Origin of the sequence: Paenibacillus pedocola (assembly GCF_031599675.1) — a bacterium.
Lineage (GTDB): Bacteria > Bacillota > Bacilli > Paenibacillales > Paenibacillaceae > Paenibacillus_AQ > Paenibacillus_AQ pedocola.
In genome coordinates, this window is the sequence record NZ_CP134223.1 from 5,093,168 (window position 1) to 5,113,316 (window position 20,149).

Here is a 20,149-nt window from a genome sequence, read left to right on the forward strand (position 1 = left end):
TAAACACAATCCGAAAGCAATCAGCGCTGTTAATGCTTACCCGCCAGTTGCAGCAGCATTCATCTGTTGCTTTGTTCATCACACTGCACATGATTCTGTGCATATAAGCTCAGACGCATTATCACTCTGCTTCCGTAAACAGTAATCCTGTTCGTAAACCTGCACCTCTCCAACTAACCGCAACTGCACTTTGTACAGTTAAATCGCCGATTTGCCTTTGAGTAACCAGTCTAGCTGTATTTCATACAGTTATTTTTACGGATGAAGCTATTTTAATCCCAATTGAGCAAATATAACTGCACAGAATACAGTTACTTGGCAGGAAGCACAAATATGGCATTGTTAACTGTACAGAATGCAGTTAGCTCATAAGAGCTCAAAGTTACTTCGCACAAAAGCAAACACAAACACCAGACACAGAACCGGTTGCTCCCGGATCACAGCAACCAGATGACCTGTCTCTATCGTAGTCTCGTCGACTCATTCCAGCGGCACAGCTCCTGCACCAGCCCTTCAATCGTCGCCTCTTCCGGAAGCAGCCCCGGGGTGAGGCCCGCTTCGACTGCGGTTTCTTCCGTCACCGGACCGATGCAGGCGATTGTGACCCCTGCCAGCAGCTGAAGCGGATCTTCCAGCCCCATGCGCTCCAGGATGCTGATGAAATTACGCACTGTCGAAGAGCTGGTGAAGGTAATCGCATGAATCCGCTTCTCCTCCAGCAGCCTGATCAGCTCGATATCATCCTCGCCGGTCACCACCGTCTCGTAGGTGTCCACTTCGGTCACTTCAAGCCCCAGCTCCCTCAGCTTGTCCGGCAGCCACTCACGCGCCAGATCGCCGCGCGGCAGCAGCACCTTCTGCCCCGGCTCAAGCCGCGGGCCAAAGGCTTCGAGCAGCCCTTCCGCCTGGAAGCGGGCGGGCAGCTCCTCGGCCATCAGCCCGCGCTCCGCCAGCGCCGCGGCTGTGGCCGGCCCCACCGCGCCGATCTTCGCGCGGTGCAGGCCGCGGATGTCCACCTTGAGCTCCGCCAGGTGGCGCCAAAAGAACTCCACGCCGTTCGCGCTCGTGAAGAAAACCCAATCATAAGCATCCAGCGCGCCCAGCGCGGAAGCAATGGCGGCTTTCTTCTCTGCACCTTCCGGCATGACCGTCTCAATGACCGGGAACTCGTAGGGTTCCCCGCCGAGTTCCTCAATGCGGTCCACCAGCTCGCTGGCCTGGCTGCGGGCGCGGGTCACGACGATGCGCTTGCCGAACAACGGCAGCGCCTCTACCCACTGCAGCTGCTTACGCTGCAGCACCACGTCGCCGACGACGATCACCGCCGGCGGCTGGAAATCAGCCGCCTTGACCTTGTCCTCTATGTCGGCGAGCGTGCCCACAAGCGTCTCCTGATCGGCGCGCGTGCCCCAGCGGACCAGCGCCACCGGCGTCTCCGGCGGACGCCCGTGCTTGATCAGCTGGGCACTGATGTAGCCGATCTTGGCTACGCCCATCAGGAATACCAGTGTTCCCGTGGCATTCGTGACTTTATCCCAATGAATGGAACGATCCAGCTTATCCGGGCTCTCATGACCGGTGATAATCGACAGGGAGGAGGCGTAATCCCGGTGTGTCACCGGAATGCCGGCATACGCCGGCACGCTGATCGCCGACGTGATGCCAGGCACGATCTCATAGTAGATGCCGTGCCGCCGCAGCAGCTCCGCTTCTTCACCCACCCGGCCAAAAATCGTCGGGTCTCCGCCCTTAAGCCGCACTACCGTTTTCCCCTCGAGCGCCAAATCAACCAGCAGCTGATTGATCTCCTCCTGCTTCATGGTATGGCGGTCAGGCAATTTGCCAACGTAGATTTTTTGACCGCCGGGTTTCATATGTTTCAGCAGCCTCGGGCTTGCGAGCCGGTCATAGACCAGCACATCCGCCTTTTGAATACACTCCAAGCCCTTTACAGTGATCAGCTTCGCATCTCCCGGACCCGCACCTACCAGATATACTTTCCCCGTCATCTCTATCATCCCCTTACATCCGCCAAAATCTTCTCCGCACCCCTGGCAATCAGCTTGCGGGCTACCTCTTCGCCCAGCTGCACCGGGTCTTCGCCGCTGCAGGTTTCCTTAAGGATTACCGAGCCATCCGGTGTTCCGACCATACCGGTCAGTGTAATCACTTGCCCCTTAGTTTCAGCTGTCCGCTCTGTTCCCCCAGCTTCTAGAGCCGCAGCTCCGCCTGCACCGAGCACCGCGTAAGCGCCGATCGGTACCTGGCAGCCGCCGTTCAGCGCGCCCAGGAAGGTCCGTTCTGCCGCAACCGTAAGCGCCGTCTGCTCATCATTGTAGAGTGCAAGCAGCTTCCGCAGCTCCGTATCATCCTCGCGGCACTCAATGCCGAGCGCACCTTGGCCTACCGCGGGCAGGCACACCTCAGGCGGCAGATAGGCGCTTACCCGGTCCTGCCAGCCCATCCGCGTCAGTCCGGCGGCAGCCAGCAGAATAGCGTCATATTCGCCGCTCTCCAGCTTCTTAAGCCGTGAGTCGATATTACCGCGCACCGGCTCAATCACAAGATCCGGCCGCAGGGCAGCCAGCTGGCTGGAGCGGCGCAGACTGCTTGTGCCCACACGCGCGCCCTGCGGCAGTTCCTCCAGGCTCGATCCCCCGGAAGCAATCAGACAGTCCCTCGGATCCACCCGCTTCGGAACAGCGCCATTCATTAAGCCCTCCGGCAATTCGGAAGGCATATCCTTCATACTATGTACTGCCATATCGATTTCACGGGCCAGCATCGCCTGCTCAATTTCCTTCACGAACAGTCCCTTGCCGCCTACTTTGGATAAGGTCACATCCAGAATACGGTCGCCCTTGGTCACGATTTTGTGCACCTCAAAGGTGAAATCGAAGCCATGCTCCGCACTTAGCCGTGTAAGATCCTCAATGACATGCCCTGTCTGGGTCAGCGCCAGAGCACTTTGTCTGCTGCCTACAATAATTTTACGCATTCTTTCATTCCTCCCGGTAACATCGCTCTGTCTTACTGCTCTCCCAATCATTGTACTCTTATCTAATCCGGGGCAAGCCTGCCGTTCATCCGTCTACCTGCTATGAGCAGCTGCTTCTAACTATCCACACTATCTGCCTGGAGCTGTCCGGTGTGGAGTTACCTCCCACAGTAATCATAGGGATAAATAATGGTGTATATGCCGCAAACTAGAGGGCTGCATGGCATAGTTTGTTTCAAAAAAGTATTATCCAATAATTAATTGGATTTGCTCCATCTAATCCCATCATATTCCGATATTTACGATGATTAGTTGGAAAACCTCCACCTAATTCGGTCCACACATCCATCTGGGCTCAATTTCGATACATTTAAGTGGAGTTATTCCCACTAGCACTCTGATTTCAAGTTTAAATTGAGAATTAGGTGGAGTAATTCCACTTAGCTTGAGCTGCAGATGATCTCTACAACAATTTCCTTAAAATCCGTTAAGCCGGGTCATAAAACCGGTTCCGCCATGGCCACTACCCGGCATTAGTACCCCCCGGCTGCCTCCCGGCACTAATCGCCCCGGTTCCCGGCGATCCACGCCTCCACATCCTGCGGAGTCCATTCTATAAAGGTGCCCTGCCGCATCTCATTCAACACGTCCAGCCGGCTAAGCCTGCGCAGAAGCCGCCCCCGCACCTCAGCCGAGGGCTCGCGCCGCTTGATCTCGGTGCGCAGCTGATGCAAAAAATCCAGGTACGGTTCGTATTCCTCACCCAGTACCTCGCTCAGCTGCTCCGTAATCCTGGCGGCAGCAGACGGCCCTGCGCCTGAAGTTGAGACGGCTACAGTCAGTCTTCCCCGGCGCAGAACACCGGGTGTGATGAAATTCCCCGCCTCAGCCCGGCTGGCCACATTCACCGGAAGTCCAAGCGAACGCGCCTCCGCAGCCACTTGCTCATTCACCGCATCATCACTACTCGCGGCATATACCAAAAAAGCCCCCCGGAGATCACCGGGTGCATAGCTGCGGTTCAACCAGTTCAGCCCGCCGGCCTCAACAAGCGCGCTAAGCGCCGCACTCAGCGAGGGGCTGACAACAACGACCGCCGCCTCAGCATCAAGGAGCGCCAGCACTCTGCGCTCCGCTACGGCTCCACCGCCGATAACAATTACCTTCTGTCCCCTGAGATCCAGCATAACCGGCATATAATAGCTCATCCCGCTCACCTCCCGCCCCAGCCATGAAATTCAGACAACGAATTCAGCAGGAAGTTGAGGATAATGAAGGCGTAGCCCGATATGGCCCAGCGGGCCATAATGGTGCCGCTTCTCCGTCCGGACCGTTTAAGGACAATATAAATAACATATACCCCCAGCCCGAGCAGTGTCGTCAGCACCTTGGAATCCTGAAACAGCGGCGTCCGCCCCTCAGCGATAATCGACGTAGCAGCCAGCAGCAGGGAGACGATCAGCAGCGGCACTCCGGCAAGGATTGCGGAATACGAATATTTGTCCATCGTTTCGAGACTCGGCAGGCGGCGGATACGGTCATCCCACTTTTTATTTTTGAGCTTCGTGTGCAGGAACAGGTACATTATCGCAAATACGGTCCCCAGTGTCAGTGCGCCAAAGCTCAGATTGGCCAAAATAATATGCATCGCCAGCCAGCCGTGCACCGCACTCCAGCTTTCTAGGCTATGATCTGCCGCCGTCAGCCATACCCGGTTCAGCAAAAACACACTGAAGCCGGCTCCGCTGAGCAGCAGAATGGTGAATTCACCGCCGCGCGTATACGCAACGGCCAGCGATGTCACAACGATACTGAAGGAAAACCAGAACAGGAAGTCATAGGGAGTAAAAATCGGCAGGCCCCTTTCCTGGGAAAAGCGCACGGCAAGCCCGCCGGATTGCAAAATACCCACAACGGCAAGAAGCCCTGTGCCTATCCGCTTTCCGCCCGGATTACGCCGAAGGCAATCCGAGAAAATAAACAGCAGGCTCAGGGCATATAGCAGCAGAGCAGTATCATATATTCCGTTCAGCAGTTGCATGCTACTCACCCGCCCAGCAGGCCTGCCGGAGCAAAGACGGTCTTAGGCACATTGAAATCAGGGGTAGATGCACGTTCTTTGTCATTCTGCTGCACCGGAGCATTACTGCTTCCGCCTGGGCCGGCTTCAAGCTGCTCCTGCAGGGCGAAGATTTGCGTGAAATACTCCAGAGCTTCATTCCCCTGACTGCCGCCGGACAATTCCTTAATGACGTTAATCGGGTCATGCATCATCTGGTTCACGATGCTCTTCGTCAGACGGCGGATTACCTTGCGCTGATGCTCATCCAGCTCAGGCAGCTTATTGAACAGGCTGTCCATCGTCTCTTCATAAATTCCGTTCGATTTGTCCTGCAGCGCACGGATCACAGGTCTGACCCCAAGTGTCTTCAGCCACACCTGGAATTCGTCCATCTCGCCTGCGATCATGACTTCGATCTTCGCGGCTTCGCTGCGGCGCATCTCAAGATTACTCTCCACGATGCCCTCCAGATCATCAATATCATAGAGGAAGACATCCGGGACGCTCGAGGCCGCCGGATCAATATCACGCGGAACGGCAATGTCTATCATGAACAGCGGCCGCGAAGGGCGGCGCTTCATACCGGCGGCCACCTGATCAGCAGTCAGTATATAGCCATCCGCTCCCGTGGAGCTGATAATAATATCTACATCATCAAGATGCTTCAGGGCTTCATCAATGGTACTTGGCTTGCCGGAGAACTTCTCCGCCAGCTCCACTGCCCGTGCCAGGGTACGGTTGGCGACAATAACCTCAGCCGCGCCGCTGCTGTACAGATGCTTCACCGTAAGCTCGCTCATTTTGCCTGCGCCGAGGATCAGCACTCTTTTGCCGGTAAACATGCCAAAGATACGCTTGCCCAGCTCGACAGCCGCATAGCTGACCGAAACGGCACTCTCTCCAATGGAGGTCTCGCTGTGCGCCCGTTTGCCAAGAGTCACCGCCTGTTTGAACAGCTGGTTGAACCAGGTACCGGTCACACCCTCACTCTGTGCAGTCAAAAAAGAATTGCGCACCTGTCCCAGAATCTGCGTCTCACCAATTACCATTGAATCCAGACCACAGGTCACACGGAACAGATGGGCAATCGCCTGCTCATCTTCATATATATACATATGCTGCGTAAATTGTTCACTTTTCACATGAAACCACTGCTCCATGAAGCTGCGGATGAAATATCCGCACATATGAAGCCGGTCTACGACCACATAAATTTCCGTCCGGTTGCAGGTGGCCACGATGACCCCTTCCAGCACGCTTTTGGTCTTCATCAGCTGATGAAGCGCTCCGGGCAAGTCCCTTTCGGCAAAAGCGAACTGCTCTCTCACCTCAACGGGAGCCGTACGGTAATTCAGGCCAACGACGACAATATGCATCGCTTGTTCACCATCCTAGTCTCTATTCAGTGGTGCAGGCACTGTTACAATTTGATCGGATTAATTGGGTCGTCTTTCACAAGTCCCCAAATCACGTGTGTTAAGTATATCACATCAAAATGTGACTTTTTGTATAACCTTTGAACTATTTATGACATCCAGATAATAATAATTATAAATAAAAAACCATAAAAGCGCTATGGTTTATGATGGGTTATTTTTTCATTATTTATGAATCAGATAAAGCGCAGCACCAGACCTGTTTTGTCATCCGATATTTTCAGGCGGGGAACTTTCTGCAGCATTGCATCTTCCTGTTCAGCAGCATAAATGTCATTTGCACATTGCTGAAGCCCTTTGCGATCGATATCGGCAATAAGACCCTCCCAGCCCCCGGCACCTGTAAACAGACCATCACTAATTAAATAGAGGCTCTCCACATTCGCCCGGTTGAACGTCCCTTTCTCCAGGAAAAGCGGGAACTCCGGACTGCCGTTCATCACTCCGTATCCTTCCAGCGTGTTAGCCTTTCTACGGTTATCCTGAAGCATTGGAGTAAGCAGCCTCCGGAGCTCCACCGGATCTGTTACCCCTCCTGCACGCAGCTCTGCCATCCGGTTCAGCGTCCTCTGATCAATATGAGCTACCTGGGTATGGGTGAGCACTCTCACCGAACCATCCCTGTACCTGCACAGCAGCATGCAGTCTCCGGACTGTATATATTCTATGGAATACGCATGTACTTTGATAATGACGTAAGCAGCAGACCAAAGTGAAGAAGAATCCGTAATATCCACACCTTCCGCTACCATCGCCTCCCGCAAACGCTCGTTGGCTTCAATAGCTGCAAGCTCTAACGGCCGCTGTTCGATCGCTGAAAAATATTCGGCAGCAAGCCGGGCAGCCAAATATCCCCCGGTAAATCCCTCCTGATTACGGTAAGGTGAAAGTGAAGTCGCCCCATCGACCACTCCGTAGATATACGCCGGCTCATTGACCACCAGCGCATCCTCATTCCACTCGCCGTCTCCTTGTAATGAATAGGTCTCCATTTTCCACTGGCTCATGCTGTCCATAGCTCTCAACCTTTCTGTATCAGGAATCCAGTCCTAAAAAAGCAATTACTTCTGCTGGTTCACGCGAAATGTACCGATTGATTGAACTATTTCACTAAAATACCTCAATTCCCCTTCTTTCGCGACAAATTAATACATGCGTCTATTTTATGTTATGTTTCATAACACAAATTCTAGGATTGACACACTTTATTGCGGGTGATAGCATATAACAAAATGATCAAGGTTATGATTCCTTACATGAAGCCCACAATCACATACCTCTTGTATAAGCTCATTAATTTGGTTTGAGCGTTTCTACAGGCAACCGTAAATTGCCCCAGGCTACAAGAGATACCGCAAGACAGAAGAATCCCAGGCCGAGCAGCCGCCGACTTTGATGTGCCCGCTCTTCTCTGGTGACCTTTTGTTCTGCAGGTGTCTCTTGTATTCTGGGGTTTTGTATATCCAGACAAAAGGAGTGAAGGCGATGAGCGCATTTCTTGCAAGACTCAGCGAATCCATCAGCAAGGCCAAAAATGTGAGGATTTATAAAAATAAAGATACCGCCTATGATTTCAAGCTGTATCCTTTTGGCGAACGTGGCACGTATATCGATCCCGAGCTGATTAGTGAAATTACCGATAATCTGGCCAGCAGCATTACAGAGCAGTTCCCCGCTTTTGATTATATCGTTTCGCCCGAGCCGGGCGGTCACACCTGGGGCATGCTGGCAGCCTACAAGCTGATGAAGCCGATGAATATTCTACGCCTCAGCACCGAGTTGTACGAGAATTACGAGGTTTGCATTAAGCGGGAGACGGCTTATAACGAGAACTATATTTATTTTGACGGTTTTACGGCCGGAGATCGGGTACTTATTCTTGATGATGTGATCAGCTCAGGCGCAACGATCCGCTGCATCGCCCAGCAAATGGCGGATATGGGGGTAGAGCTCGTCGGGGTGCAGGGTATTCTGGCCAAAGGTGAGCACTATAAACAGCTGGAAACAGACTATGGAATCCCGGTGCGGGTGCTGTCCAAGGTGTAAGCGGGCGGATACAAGACAATGATTGCAGAGGCCGACAAAACTTTTAAGGAGTGAACAACCATGGCTTACTATTATGATCAGCCGTCCAGAACGTTCAGCGAGTTCCTGCTCGTTCCGAACCTGACGACCAAAGAATGCATTCCCGGGAATGTAGATCTCAGAACCCCTGTGACCAAATTCCGGCGCGGCGAGACTCCGGCGCTGACAATGAATCTGCCGGTTACCTCTGCGGTGATGCAGGCGGTTTCCGACCATAATATGGCCATAGCCCTGGCCAAAAGCGGCGGAATCTCCTTCATCTATGGCTCCCAATCCGTGGAGCAGCAGGTGGAGATGGTCCGCAGGGTCAAGAAGTTCAAAGCCGGCTTTGTCCTGAGCGACTCTAACCTGCGTCCGGAGGATACACTGAAGGATGTGCTGGCACTTAAAAGCCGCAGCGGTCATTCCACCATCGCCATCACGGATAACGGGGAGCCAACCGGCAAGCTCATGGGCATCGTCACCAGCCGCGACTACCGTGAGAACCGGCTGCCGCAGGAATGCCCGATTACTGAATTCATGACACCACTGTCCGCCCTGATCTACGCCGAAGAGGGGATCACGCTAACTGAAGCCAATGATATGATCTGGGACCATAAGCTGAACTGCCTGCCGATTGTGAACAGCAGCGGACATCTGGTGCATCTGGTCTTCCGCAAGGACTATGACAGCCACCAGGAATATCCGCTGGAGCTGCATGACAGTAACAAGCAGCTAATCGTAGGCGCGGGCATTAACTCCCGGGATTACAAGGAACGGGTACCAGCGCTGGTCGAAGCGGGAGCGGATGTGCTCTGCATCGATTCCTCCGACGGTTATTCCGAATGGCAGGCGGAGACGATCCATTATATTAAGGAAACCTTCGGGGAGTCGGTGAAGGTGGGAGCCGGCAATGTCGTCGACAAAGAAGGGTTCCTCTACCTGGTAGAAGCCGGAGCGGACTTCATCAAGGTCGGCATCGGCGGCGGCTCGATCTGCATTACCCGTGAGCAGAAAGGCATCGGCCGCGGCCAGGCCTCCTCCGTCATTGAGGTGGCGGCAGCCCGCCAGGAATATTATGAACAAACAGGCATTTATGTCCCGATCTGCTCTGACGGCGGCATCGTCCATGACTACCATATCGTGCTGGCCCTGGCTATGGGCGCTGACTTCGTCATGCTGGGCCGGTATTTTGCCAGATTCGACGAGAGCCCGGGCCGTAAGCTGCTCGTAGGCGGGAACTTCGTCAAAGAATATTGGGGCGAAGGCTCCAGCCGGGCCCGGAACTGGCAAAGATACGACTTCGGCAACGCCGACAAAGAGAGCAAGCTTGAATTCGAAGAGGGTGTGGATTCCTTCATCCCTTATGCCGGCAGACTCAAAGACAACCTGGACCTCAGCATCAGCAAAATCAAATCCACTATGTGCAACTGCGGCGCGCTGACCATTCCCCAGCTGCAGGAGCATGCCAAAATTACCCTCGTCTCCTCGACTACCATCTACGAAGGCGGGGCACATGATGTTATGCTTAAGGAGAAGGATCGAACATCCTGAGCATTGATTATGATTCACAAGGAGCAGTGGTAATGAAGGAACTTCGCAAGGTACTGGTTAGCAAAGCCCAGCTTGAGAGCCGGGTCAAGGAGCTGGGCGCAGCCATCTCACGCGATTATGAAGGAAAAGAGCTCGTGCTCATTGGCATCCTGAAAGGCGCCGCCGTATTCATGGCCGACCTGATGCGGGAAATCACCTTCCCCGTGGCCATTGATTATATGTCCGTCTCCAGCTACGGCAGCAGCTCTACCACATCAGGCGTAATAACGATCAAGCAGGATATTAACACTGATATCCGCGGCAAGCATGTGCTGCTCGTCGAGGATCTGATCGACACCGGGCTCACCCTGCAGCATCTGGGGCAGCTGTTCGCCCTCCGCGAAGCGGCAAGCGTGTCTATCTGCACCATCCTCAGCAAGCCCTCCCGCCGTCTGGCCGATATTCCCATCGACTACTGCGGCATCGAGATCCCCGATGAATTCGTCGTCGGCTACGGCCTCGACTATGCCGAACAGTACCGCAACCTGCCGGAGGTATGGATTGTGGAGACTGAGGAACAGCAGTAGCACCAGGTACCGCTAAAACAACGGACACCTCTCCCGCCAGCATTCACTCAGAATAACTGGACAGGAGAAGTGTCCGTTGTTTTTTCAAATCACCCTGAGATCCTGTCCCATAGCACCTCAGCAACACTCGGACCATATTCCTGTGGATACATCAGCAGGGCAAAACATAAAGTGACCATAATTATGAAGACCCACAGAACGACCTTATAGCGAAGTTGCAATCGTCCGAGCATCACCAAACTTAGAACGATGAGCAGCAGATTCATTATAATAATGATGGGCAATGCAACAATTCTTCCGAGTCCGGTGTGCGGAAATTGATCTATTAAAATCAGGAGCAAAAGGATACTCGGACTTAGCGCCAACAGAGCTTTCAGCAATACTTTTGATGTTAGGCCCATGAGATGATTCCCCTCCCTACTTGTCTGTTATTACGCCGTGATCGAGCGGATTGAATCAAATTGGAATGAAAGAACGGTGATGGCCTTGAAGCGGTTAACGATTCTACTGCTGCTCAGTGCTATGTTAGTCGGCGGCTGCAGCGGGAAGGACAATATTTATTCGGGCATTGAAAAGCAGGATCTTACGGGAATTAAGACTGCCAAAGAACTGGATTACATCTACGCGTACAAAGGACATACTGACAACTGGGCTTCGACCTATTACGTCTATCAGAAAAAGGATAGCGATAGTCATGTCTCCAGAGTGTTTTTGAAATATATCGGCAAGGAACCCGGTCCGTCAGGTGAAATGAAATACGCTTATACTGCAGAAGGCGCCGGTGGCGGGAGCGGAACCCTATCTGAAGCGGAGTCACCATCCGTCATATACAACCTGGGCGGCAGCGGCGGAACCGGCTCAGTAGCCGGACAGGATTCTGTTGTAAAGATGCATGTGGAGTGGAGCGGGGGTTCGGAGGACATTGAGCTGAAGCCTGAACTGTAGTAATTACATGGGCAGCCCATGCAAAAAAGCAGAGCAGCGGTTATCCGTAACGGAATAATCGCTGCCCTGCGGTTTTGTGATGTTTTTTTCTTTTAAACTACTACTTTAATTGATATAAACGATAGATTAGCGCAGCCGCCTCCGCTTTGCTAGCGGTTTGAGCCGGACGGAAGCTATGATCCTCAAATCCTTCGAATAATTGAATGCTCTTGGTCAATGCTACGCTTGCTGCTGCCCATTTCGATATTTTAGCCTTATCTGTGAAGGTTGCATTTACGGATTCAGGCTGGGAGACAGCTTGCTTGCCATTATAGGCTGTGAGTGCCCGTGCAAGCATTGTCGCGATCTCTTCACGGGTGATAGTTGCTTTCGGGTCAAAAGCATTTGCTGATTTGCCGGTAATAATCCCTGCAGCATAAGCAGCGGCAATCTCATCATAATACGGATTGGATGATGAGATGTCTTTGAACGGCAGAAGCAATCCCTCACCGCTCAAACCATAAGCCCGGGCGATCATAGAAGCAAACTCTTGACGTGTAACTTTGTCCGACGGACGGAACACTGCACTCTGATCCAGGATTCCCTTGTTCAACAAATAATTAATTTCCTGAACTGCCCAATGATTAGCAGAGACATCTGTGAAAGAAGCTTTACCTAACATTACCGTATATCGGCTGAAGTGTCCTCTTGGTGTTGTTACGGTTTGAGTAACCGGGTCATATTTGCCCCCGACAGCTTCCCATGTAAGACTCTCATTATTAAGCAGATATACCGTCAAATTCTCCAAGTTAGCCCCGGAATATTTGGAGGTATCGATCGAAGATACATCAAAAGTAACCTCAATAGGTTTGGCGAAGCTCTTAACCTGCTGACCACCTACAGACGCGCTGAATTCCATCACAGGAATGCTGGCCAGCGGTTCAGCCTCGCTAGGCTTACTTACTACAGCATTTTCTACAACTTCTGCCGCCAGATTAATCGTCTGACCTGCTTCTACAGTACCGAAGGTATCCGGTTCAAGCGTAAATGCCGTTTGATCCATCTGAATTTTCAAGCCGGCAACATCATTCTCTTTGACCAGCGTAAGGATTTCGGACGGGAGCGAGGTATTCAGCTTATGAATTCCTTCTTCTACCGGAGGCACGTTGACGGTGATGCTCACTTTCAGATCTGCTGCACTTCCTGAACCCAGCTTGCTTGTCAGATCCTTGGACAGATCGGACAGCGCCAGCTTCGCAGATTGAATCTGTGTACTAATTAGTGTCTCATCAAGCTTCGAAGAAACAGTATTGCCTGCCACTGTTACATTTGCCTTGGCAATCGTTACTTCTCCTGCTTTATTAAGAGCGGTCTGGCTTGAGGAGATTACGCTGTTCTTCAGCTTCTGGATGTCTTCCGCTGCCACACCCTGCACATTATTGAGTACAGCTGCTGCATTCTCAATAAGCGTATGGGCGAGCGAAACTGCCTTGTCGGAGCTGTCCATTTTATTCAGCAGATATGGCGCACTTCCAACAAGCTCTGTAATCGAGTCCACAATCTTCTGCTTCGCTGCAGAATCTTGGATCGTTGCGAGCAACCCTGCTGCCGTATCCATAGCTTTTGAGAGGCTCTTGCTGTTCTGCTCGGCTTCCGCGGAAGTAGTGGCAGATTTGAGCGAGTCCGCAATGCTTGTGAGGGCCGTTTGTGCTGCTGCAGCCCGCTCCACTGCTGTTCCCGTGGTATTCGTTAATAAATCCTGAAGCTTGTCATTCTGCTTCTGCACATTCTCGGCAGCATTCGCAGCAGCCGGGGTTGGGGTTGGAGTTGGAGTAACCGATCCGGTTCCAGTTCCAGTTCCAGTTCCTCCAGTCCCGGTTCCGGTTCCAGTTCCGCTTCCATTGCCGTTCCCATTACCATTGCCAGTTCCACTTCCATTACCATTACCTACATCTGTTCCCGGCAAATCTGTACCCGGATCTACTACAGTGCCTGTGGTTGTCTCAAGCACAATCTTCTTGTTAAGAGTGTAGCTCTGGCCATCAATAGTCAGGGAAGCCTTAATGACGTACGTTCCATTCGGAAGATAGCCGAAGTTTTCACTTGAAGTGTCATACGTATAGGCAGTCAGCGGATAGTTGAGAGAAGACGTTGAGTATAGTGTTTTTCCGGACTCATCCTGAATTTCATAGGAAGCTGCCTCTGGAGTAACGTATTTATACCCGTTAGACCAGCCACCATTGGATATTACCAAAATCTGCGGCTTCTTAATCTGTCCGATTTGATTACCGGCAGTATCCACGAGTCCGATTGTCAGCCAGTTCACTCCGGCTGGGCGAGTCAGCTTTCCATCCTTCAGCCCAACGATATCCAGCCCCTGTATGGTCTGCGGCGCAAGCTCAGTAAGAGTCCCCGCCTTCAGCGTTCCAGGCGCAAAATGAATATCATACTGATACTCAATTGTACCAAAAGCTTTGTCTACCTGTACTGTGACATCACCCGGAGTCAGCCGTACCTGATCTGCATTATAGGCATAACTCTTTAGTGTCGATTGATTCGGTGTTGAATATTCAACGCTGTAAATCGATCCGGATTCTGGTGCAAGCAAGGTAGCCAGCCCAGAAGCGGAATCATCAAGCGTAAGTGTATTATCTCCCGCTCCAATAACAACGCCGTCACGGTAGATAAAGGTGTCCGATGCAGTTTGCGCCAGCATACTGTAAGTCCCCTGCGTGGCGTAGAAGTAGTTCTCTTCCACCTTATTGCTGTCGATTACAAATGGAACATTGTTTGCACCAGCCAAGTCAGCTCTTACAACAGATAAATCCTCTGCTGGTCTATCTAATAACACTTTACTTACTTCCTGCAGTTCCTGTCTTGCATCCAGCACGAGCGAGTAATCCTTGCCTGGCTCCGTACGGACAGAACCGTACATATAGTAGCCAAATTTAGATTCTACACCTGTATAACTCCGGTTGTAGCGGATGAAGTCAACACCCACTACAGAAGGTGAATCCACAACCAGAATAGCTTGCGCTTCAGAAGTATTAATGAAGTAAGAATCTCCTTGGTAGGAACCATTCTGACTCTTAACAATGGCCTGGACGCTGGCATAATCGAGTGGAACGCCCCCGGCATAACTGCTTCCTTCGGCCTTGTCCAACCCGCGCACGCGAATTACCGCCTGGGTCTGCGGATTAATAACCGCTGCCTTCACCTTTTTAAATAAGAAGCCCGGTTTCTTGAACATGAGTTCACCGATATAATAGGTCTGTTCTGAAGGTATCGTGAACTTCCCTTGAGCATCCGTAACTCCAAGCACTTGACCATAACGGCTAATTTCTACACCGGCCTGCAGTTCGCCTTGTCCGCCAGTGACATGCTGCCGCACAGTAATGGTTACATTTTGTGCCTGGTCTACAGTTAAATAAGGCTTCTCCACCAGGTCAACCAATTTACCGTCTTTGCCTCTGATCTCTACATCAAATTCATTCTTCGGCAGAACCTTCAGTACTGCCTCAGCCAGCGGTTCTCCATTGACATACTGACCGTTGGTATAGGTAGAAGGTGAGAATTGAACTTTATAAGTCCCTGCAGTAACAGGCTTCCAGTCCCGCATATTAATGCGCTCCAGATGGCCGTCCTTCTCCCTGGTCGTCCAAGACAGCGAATCATTCGCTAAGACTGTGCCGCTCTCATCCACAATCGAGAACCTGTAGCTGCCGTTCAGATCGATAATATTGCCGTATTCATCTGTCATAACAACCTGGTTCTGGACACTTTCACCCAGTACAACCTGATTCCGCATTTCATCTTCGCCATAGTAAGACGTGTCCGGTACCACGACATTAATCGCGGTTGTATAGGTGCTGCCGCCCTTCAGCGTATATTCACTCTCAGCCGGATTAAAGAATGCTTTCAGTACAATCTGATTCGCACTGTTACTCTGGCTGTTAGCAGCTGACGCGACAGTGGCAGTCAGACGATGTATTTCTTCACCTTTCCGCACATACAACTTACCGTTGCCCGCAGGAAGAGTGGTACTGATCTGGCTATAATTGAGCTTGTCATTGAGATAAGACACCAGCACTTGGCCTACACCTGCGCTCTGCTGAGGCACCTGAAGCTTCAAGGCACTGTAATCAGCAGGGTTCGCAACCGTTGTTACTTCAACCGCAGCTTCCGTCGGCTTAACCCGATTGCGGAAAACCACTTTGCCGTCTACACCCTGAACGGTACCGATGGCAGTGATTTCATATTCTTTATTCTTTTTGACGTAGACAGCAGGTGAAGTTAACTTTATATTGTTGTATCCACCGTTAATCTGTTTATACTGGTTGTTATCAATCACAGAATAAGATTCCAGCTGCACCGGCTTATTATCCCATGTGTAATGAAGGTTCAGACGGCTATAATCGCTGCCATCCTCAATGACCTCCTTGTGAACTCCGCTAACCGAGGAATATAATGCCGCTTGCCCCGTCTGGAATAAATACGTTCCGGTGTCCGAAGTAACGTAGCCTGTATAATTTCCTGATACTTCACCCGTTCTCAGCACCAGCACATCTATTCCCGAAACTCCATAGCGGTTAACAATTCCGTTTGGCCAAGAAGTGTTGGAATTATAGTTGCGCAGCTGCTTGCCGCCTGCATCCAGGTAACGAATAGCAACAGTGTATGTTCCTGCCTGCTGGAGATCAGTTACATAGATTGGCTTAGCTTCATATTTATCAGTTCCCTGCTTCAACAGCACGAACAGAACAGGAGCATTAATGGTCGAATTTATTTTATCCTTCAATTGAATCTGTCCATTTGCATCCGTTGTAAAGTTGTAAGAGGTGTAATTCATCCAAACAGCGACTGCTTCCTTCGCTAGCGGAACACCATTATTAAGGATGGTAAGTCTTACATTCTTATCATCACTGCGTATCTCTCCATTAGTTGCACTTACATATGTATTAGAATCCTTGGCCATTACTTCCACAGCAATGTTTATCCCCGTTGTCGAGGGTACCCGGATGATCTGTGGCAGGGTAACCACCGAACCTTGCTCCCCTTCAAATTCTGCCCGCAGGGAATATTCTTCACCGGCTGTCAATCCTTCAAAAGGAATGCTGCTATACTCAAGCGAAGTGTATACTGCATCCAGTACGGTTTGCTTCGCCTCGCTTTTAGGCTTCACCTGGCGTGCAATTTCAGTTTCACCCTTAGTAAGGATAAACTTAACCTCTTGCAGAACCTTAAGATCTTTATAGGTGACGTCTACTACACTGTTGACAGTGATCTTTTGCTTGCCATCCGGCGATAGTTCATTGGATGCCATTCCCGCTTTAAGAGAAGCAGCAGACACCCCAAGTACATTAACAAAAGCTAATAATAAAACTAAAACTACCGAAACAGCCATTCGAAATCTCTTTAAATACATAACCCATCTCCTACTCCCCAGTAAATTCATATCCTGCCTATTCGTAATTATTCAAGCCGTACAACCACTCCCCCCTTCTGAACTGAGCCCCTAAAAATTCAGACTCCTAGACGAAATACTACATATATTTCTTTCACGTGTCTATTAATTCCTTAATAGGAAGCTGAATAGAACTAATTCCAGGATAATACTTTCACTAAAATGTCGAAATTTCTGGATTTATGACTGATGTAGTTCTTTATGCAGGTATAAAGACATTCTGGGTGTAGATTCTTGTCATCTTAAATATCCAAAAAGGCGAAACAGAGACATTCTCTGCTTCGCCTTCAGCTGCGTGCATCTATGCTGTATTGAAAATAAATGCAAGACTACTCTTTAGCCGGTGCTGGAGTATAAACTACCGTCTTTTCAATGGTTGTCACCTTTCCAAAACTATTGGTAACTTTGAACACAAAGGTATTGCTACCCTCTTTAAGAGTAACTGATTCGCTAAAGCTTCCATAACTGCTTATCAATTCGTCATTCAAGTAGATTTTTGGATAACTATCATTTTCATCTGTAGCTTTACCACTCAGCGTTATCTGCTTGCTGCTGGTCGTCTCAGGAATATAATCCAGAGTCAGTACAGGTGAACCTACAGAGAAATTAATTGTCTTCGTAATTAGCTCAGAGCTTTTGCCTAAACTATTGGTAGCCTTGAAGATAAAGATATTATCGCCTTCCTTGAGGGTTACCGATTCGCTGAATGAACCGTAGCTGCTTACCAACTTGTCGTTCATATAGATTTTTGGATAACTGTCATTATTGTCCGTAGCTTTGCCGCTCAGCGTGATGGTCTTGCTGCTGCTTGTCTCCGGTATAAATCGAGGGTTAGCGCAGGTCCGCCTACATTGAACTTAATCGTCTTAGTAACTACAGCAGAGCTTTTACCCAAGCTATTGGTAGCCTTGAAGGTAAAGACATTATCGCCTTCCTTGAGAGTTACCGATTCGCTGAACGAGCCGTAGCTGCTTACCAATTCGTTATTCATATAGATTTTTGGATAACTGTCATTCTTGTCCGTAGCTTTACCGCTCAGAGTAAGCGTCTTGCTGCTGCTTGTCTCTGGGATAAAATCAAGTGTCAGCGACGGTCCATCTACATTGAACGTAATCGTCTTGGTAATTACAGCAGAGCTTTTGCCCAGACTATTCGTAGCCTTGAAGGTAAAGACATTATCGCCTTCCTTAAGGGTTACTGTTTCACTAAATGAGCCATAGCTGCTCACCAGTTCATCGTTCAGGTGTTACCACATATTTCATTTCACCCGATGGCTGCTTTTCGAATGGGCGGCAGCGGCGGTAACGGCGTAGTGGCCGATCAGGATCCTATCGTGAAGCTGCATGTAGAATGGAACGGAGGTACGGAGGACATTGAACTGAAGTCTGAGCTATGATGGAGGATTGATTGTATCCATCACTAATCGGAGGTGCTACGTATATAATTCACTCTAATACTGACGGCATGCTCCGAGGATAATGTTTCAACCGAGTACCCGTTGCTTCCATATCCCGACGTAGTGATATGGAATAACTTTGCCTATGTTGTAACCGATTAGATTATAGCTGAGGAGGATATTGGAGCAAGAATAGGCGAAGTCAAACGCTATATCGATCCAAACCAAGCATTTCCTGAAATAAGCAGCAAATTCAATAAGAACTATCAATCCCTCCCTTCCTCTTCAAACAATTTATAATATATTATTTAATGCTATAATGCAGATGACACTCACTTACAGGACGAAACTATTACAAATAGAAAGAGCGAATCGCCTGAATATCAGAAATTCGCTCTTTTGTTATTTCACGATTTGTCTACTCATTGGTAATTCCTCAAGTCAGGATAGTTCTGCACAATCATTGGGTGGTTTCATTATTAATTTCTTTGATCAAGTTAGTGTACGAAGATGCAAACTTATCGTTGTTAAAATTCTCATTAAACACCTGTTTATTTAGTCGTCCTAATTTGTCAATTGAATCTCTATTTAATGACGACAACATCAAAATTTGATTAGCTAAATCATTTGCATTCCCATTTTCAAAACCAATTATACCTTCGGACATTTTTTCAACCTTTTTATTTCCGCCTGTTTTTGAGACTACCGTTGTTTTACCTAGCGAAATTACTTCTAAAAGTACCAAGTCAAAATATGTTCTTCTGTTAGGCAATACGAAAATATCTGATGCATTTATGAGACTACCTGGATCACTTGTCCAGCCTACCTCAATCCATCTTTTATCTTTTAGGGGATTTAACGGACTCACCAAACCGCCAATTAAAAATTTCACTAATGGATTTTTTCTCCAAACTATTTCTGCGGCCTCTTTCAGAAGATCGTATCCCTTTATAGATTCATGTCTCCCAACAAATGAAACGACAAACTCATTTGCACCAATATTTTTATTATGTCTATATGCCTCTTTGTTTGTCTCATAATTTAATTCATTAGTCCCAGTAAGAATATACTTTATTTGTTTGTTTTTTATGATTTTTTCAAACAAAGGCCAAGTTTCAAAATAAGGATCCATGGCCTCCTCACAAGGAAAAATCAATACGTCTGCTTCACTAAAAGCTTTCACATTTAATTTTTCATGTATATCTTTAAAATCTCCTGCCCTTTTCATACCATATCTTAGTTCGTAATATTTATACATTTCTAAAAAATGAGCTTCTGGGGAATGAGAGGTCAGTATCTTTAAAGTATCTTTCTTTTCTTTTTTCAGAAAATTACTTGCTTTAATATAATCAATTGGAGAATGCGCATGCATTGAGTTTATCGAGACATCATTAAAATTTCTCGTATTACTTTCATGAATTATTAAATTTTCTTCCCAATTTTTATAAAATCTCAATTCTTTATCGTAATCAAAATATTTATTCTTTAATAATTTTAGTTTTTTAGATATTTGTTGAGGCATTAAATCATCTATTTTCTGATATATACCTTTATCAGTTTTCTCTTTAGTAATAAATTTACAATCACTATTATTATTTAGTTTTAAACCTTCATGTAGATTGGCTAAATATCCAGATGGACCGCCTTTTCTTTTGTTCATTTCTCCATCAAAATAAATTACATGC

At 49.1% G+C, this 20,149-nt stretch carries 15 protein-coding genes and 1 riboswitch; of the genes, 4 read left to right on the forward strand and 11 right to left on the reverse strand.

Annotation, left to right across the window (positions count from 1 at the left end):
* Positions 1 to 461: 461 nt before the first annotated feature.
* The 6 genes from cobA to QU597_RS22580 form a co-directional block, all read right to left on the reverse strand.
* Positions 462 to 2,009 (reverse strand): uroporphyrinogen-III C-methyltransferase, encoded by a 1,548-nt coding sequence (gene cobA / locus QU597_RS22555; protein ID WP_310829901.1) that lies wholly within the window; start codon positions 2,007 to 2,009, stop codon positions 462 to 464.
* A 5-nt stretch (positions 2,010 to 2,014) separates the two neighbouring features.
* Positions 2,015 to 2,998, reverse strand: coding sequence for a hydroxymethylbilane synthase (gene hemC, locus QU597_RS22560; protein WP_310829902.1), 984 nt, complete (start codon positions 2,996 to 2,998; stop codon positions 2,015 to 2,017).
* A 560-nt stretch (positions 2,999 to 3,558) separates the two neighbouring features.
* Positions 3,559 to 4,206 (reverse strand): precorrin-2 dehydrogenase/sirohydrochlorin ferrochelatase family protein, encoded by a 648-nt coding sequence (locus tag QU597_RS22565; protein ID WP_310829903.1) that lies wholly within the window; start codon positions 4,204 to 4,206, stop codon positions 3,559 to 3,561.
* A 5-nt stretch (positions 4,207 to 4,211) separates the two neighbouring features.
* Complete coding sequence (gene ccsA, locus QU597_RS22570; protein WP_310833388.1) at positions 4,212 to 5,039, reverse strand: cytochrome c biogenesis protein CcsA; 828 nt, start codon at positions 5,037 to 5,039, stop codon at positions 4,212 to 4,214.
* A 5-nt stretch (positions 5,040 to 5,044) separates the two neighbouring features.
* A complete protein-coding gene (gene hemA / locus QU597_RS22575) occupies positions 5,045 to 6,436 on the reverse strand; it encodes a glutamyl-tRNA reductase (RefSeq protein WP_310829904.1) in 1,392 nt (463 codons plus the stop codon).
* Positions 6,437 to 6,672: 236 nt separating this feature from the next.
* Positions 6,673 to 7,512: a protein phosphatase 2C domain-containing protein gene (locus QU597_RS22580; RefSeq protein ID WP_310829905.1), complete on the reverse strand. Its 840-nt coding sequence runs from the start codon at positions 7,510 to 7,512 to the stop codon at positions 6,673 to 6,675.
* A 244-nt stretch (positions 7,513 to 7,756) separates the two neighbouring features.
* A riboswitch (purine riboswitch) is annotated at positions 7,757 to 7,859 on the forward strand.
* A gap of 122 nt (positions 7,860 to 7,981) precedes the next feature.
* Between QU597_RS22580 and QU597_RS22585 the strand changes: the two genes are divergently transcribed.
* The 3 genes from QU597_RS22585 to hpt are packed head-to-tail and all read left to right on the forward strand — an operon-like array spanning position 7,982 to position 10,680.
* A complete protein-coding gene (locus tag QU597_RS22585; protein ID WP_310829906.1) occupies positions 7,982 to 8,542 on the forward strand; it encodes a phosphoribosyltransferase in 561 nt (186 codons plus the stop codon).
* 60 nt (positions 8,543 to 8,602) lie between these two features.
* Positions 8,603 to 10,114, forward strand: a complete 1,512-nt coding sequence (locus QU597_RS22590; RefSeq protein WP_310829907.1) for an IMP dehydrogenase — start codon at positions 8,603 to 8,605, stop codon at positions 10,112 to 10,114.
* A gap of 32 nt (positions 10,115 to 10,146) precedes the next feature.
* Entirely contained in the window at positions 10,147 to 10,680 is a 534-nt protein-coding gene (gene hpt, locus QU597_RS22595) for a hypoxanthine phosphoribosyltransferase (protein ID WP_206101700.1), read from the forward strand.
* Positions 10,681 to 10,769: 89 nt separating this feature from the next.
* Here the strand turns inward: hpt and QU597_RS22600 are convergent, their stop codons facing one another.
* Positions 10,770 to 11,081 carry a hypothetical protein gene (locus QU597_RS22600; protein ID WP_310829908.1) on the reverse strand — a complete coding sequence of 104 codons (312 nt, stop codon included), beginning with the start codon at positions 11,079 to 11,081 and terminating at the stop codon, positions 10,770 to 10,772.
* Positions 11,082 to 11,157: 76 nt separating this feature from the next.
* Here QU597_RS22600 and QU597_RS22605 point away from each other — a divergent pair, with 76 nt between their 5' ends.
* Positions 11,158 to 11,625 (forward strand): hypothetical protein, encoded by a 468-nt coding sequence (locus tag QU597_RS22605; protein WP_310829909.1) that lies wholly within the window; start codon positions 11,158 to 11,160, stop codon positions 11,623 to 11,625.
* A 100-nt stretch (positions 11,626 to 11,725) separates the two neighbouring features.
* On the opposite strand, the gene QU597_RS22610 is transcribed toward QU597_RS22605, so the two are convergent.
* The 4 genes from QU597_RS22610 to QU597_RS22625 form a co-directional block, all read right to left on the reverse strand.
* On the reverse strand, positions 11,726 to 17,029 hold the full coding sequence (locus tag QU597_RS22610; protein ID WP_310829910.1) for an S-layer homology domain-containing protein: 5,304 nt from the start codon (positions 17,027 to 17,029) through the stop codon (positions 11,726 to 11,728).
* Positions 17,030 to 17,397: 368 nt separating this feature from the next.
* On the reverse strand, positions 17,398 to 17,808 hold the full coding sequence (locus QU597_RS22615; protein WP_369698831.1) for a hypothetical protein: 411 nt from the start codon (positions 17,806 to 17,808) through the stop codon (positions 17,398 to 17,400).
* Between the two features lie 44 nt (positions 17,809 to 17,852).
* On the reverse strand, positions 17,853 to 18,296 hold the full coding sequence (locus QU597_RS22620; RefSeq protein ID WP_310829911.1) for a hypothetical protein: 444 nt from the start codon (positions 18,294 to 18,296) through the stop codon (positions 17,853 to 17,855).
* A 628-nt stretch (positions 18,297 to 18,924) separates the two neighbouring features.
* Positions 18,925 to 20,124 carry a glycosyltransferase family 4 protein gene (locus QU597_RS22625; protein ID WP_310829912.1) on the reverse strand — a complete coding sequence of 400 codons (1,200 nt, stop codon included), beginning with the start codon at positions 20,122 to 20,124 and terminating at the stop codon, positions 18,925 to 18,927.
* Positions 20,125 to 20,149 lie beyond the last annotated feature (25 nt).

What these genes read in the sequence shown, in the direction of transcription:
- QU597_RS22585 (WP_310829906.1), top strand. Translation starts at nt 7,982, where the DNA reads ATGAGCGCATTTCTTGCAAGACTCAGCGAATCCATCAGCAAGGCCAAA.
- cobA (WP_310829901.1), bottom strand. Translation starts at nt 2,009, where the DNA reads ATGACGGGGAAAGTATATCTGGTAGGTGCGGGTCCGGGAGATGCGAAG.
- hemA (WP_310829904.1), bottom strand. Translation starts at nt 6,436, where the DNA reads ATGCATATTGTCGTCGTTGGCCTGAATTACCGTACGGCTCCCGTTGAG.
- hpt (WP_206101700.1), top strand. Translation starts at nt 10,147, where the DNA reads ATGAAGGAACTTCGCAAGGTACTGGTTAGCAAAGCCCAGCTTGAGAGC.
- QU597_RS22610 (WP_310829910.1), bottom strand. Translation starts at nt 17,029, where the DNA reads ATGTATTTAAAGAGATTTCGAATGGCTGTTTCGGTAGTTTTAGTTTTA.
- QU597_RS22600 (WP_310829908.1), bottom strand. Translation starts at nt 11,081, where the DNA reads ATGGGCCTAACATCAAAAGTATTGCTGAAAGCTCTGTTGGCGCTAAGT.
- QU597_RS22625 (WP_310829912.1), bottom strand. Translation starts at nt 20,124, where the DNA reads ATGAACAAAAGAAAAGGCGGTCCATCTGGATATTTAGCCAATCTACAT.
- QU597_RS22565 (WP_310829903.1), bottom strand. Translation starts at nt 4,206, where the DNA reads ATGAGCTATTATATGCCGGTTATGCTGGATCTCAGGGGACAGAAGGTA.
- ccsA (WP_310833388.1), bottom strand. Translation starts at nt 5,039, where the DNA reads ATGCAACTGCTGAACGGAATATATGATACTGCTCTGCTGCTATATGCC.
- QU597_RS22590 (WP_310829907.1), top strand. Translation starts at nt 8,603, where the DNA reads ATGGCTTACTATTATGATCAGCCGTCCAGAACGTTCAGCGAGTTCCTG.
- hemC (WP_310829902.1), bottom strand. Translation starts at nt 2,998, where the DNA reads ATGCGTAAAATTATTGTAGGCAGCAGACAAAGTGCTCTGGCGCTGACC.
- QU597_RS22580 (WP_310829905.1), bottom strand. Translation starts at nt 7,512, where the DNA reads ATGGACAGCATGAGCCAGTGGAAAATGGAGACCTATTCATTACAAGGA.
- QU597_RS22615 (WP_369698831.1), bottom strand. Translation starts at nt 17,808, where the DNA reads ATGAACGACAAGTTGGTAAGCAGCTACGGTTCATTCAGCGAATCGGTA.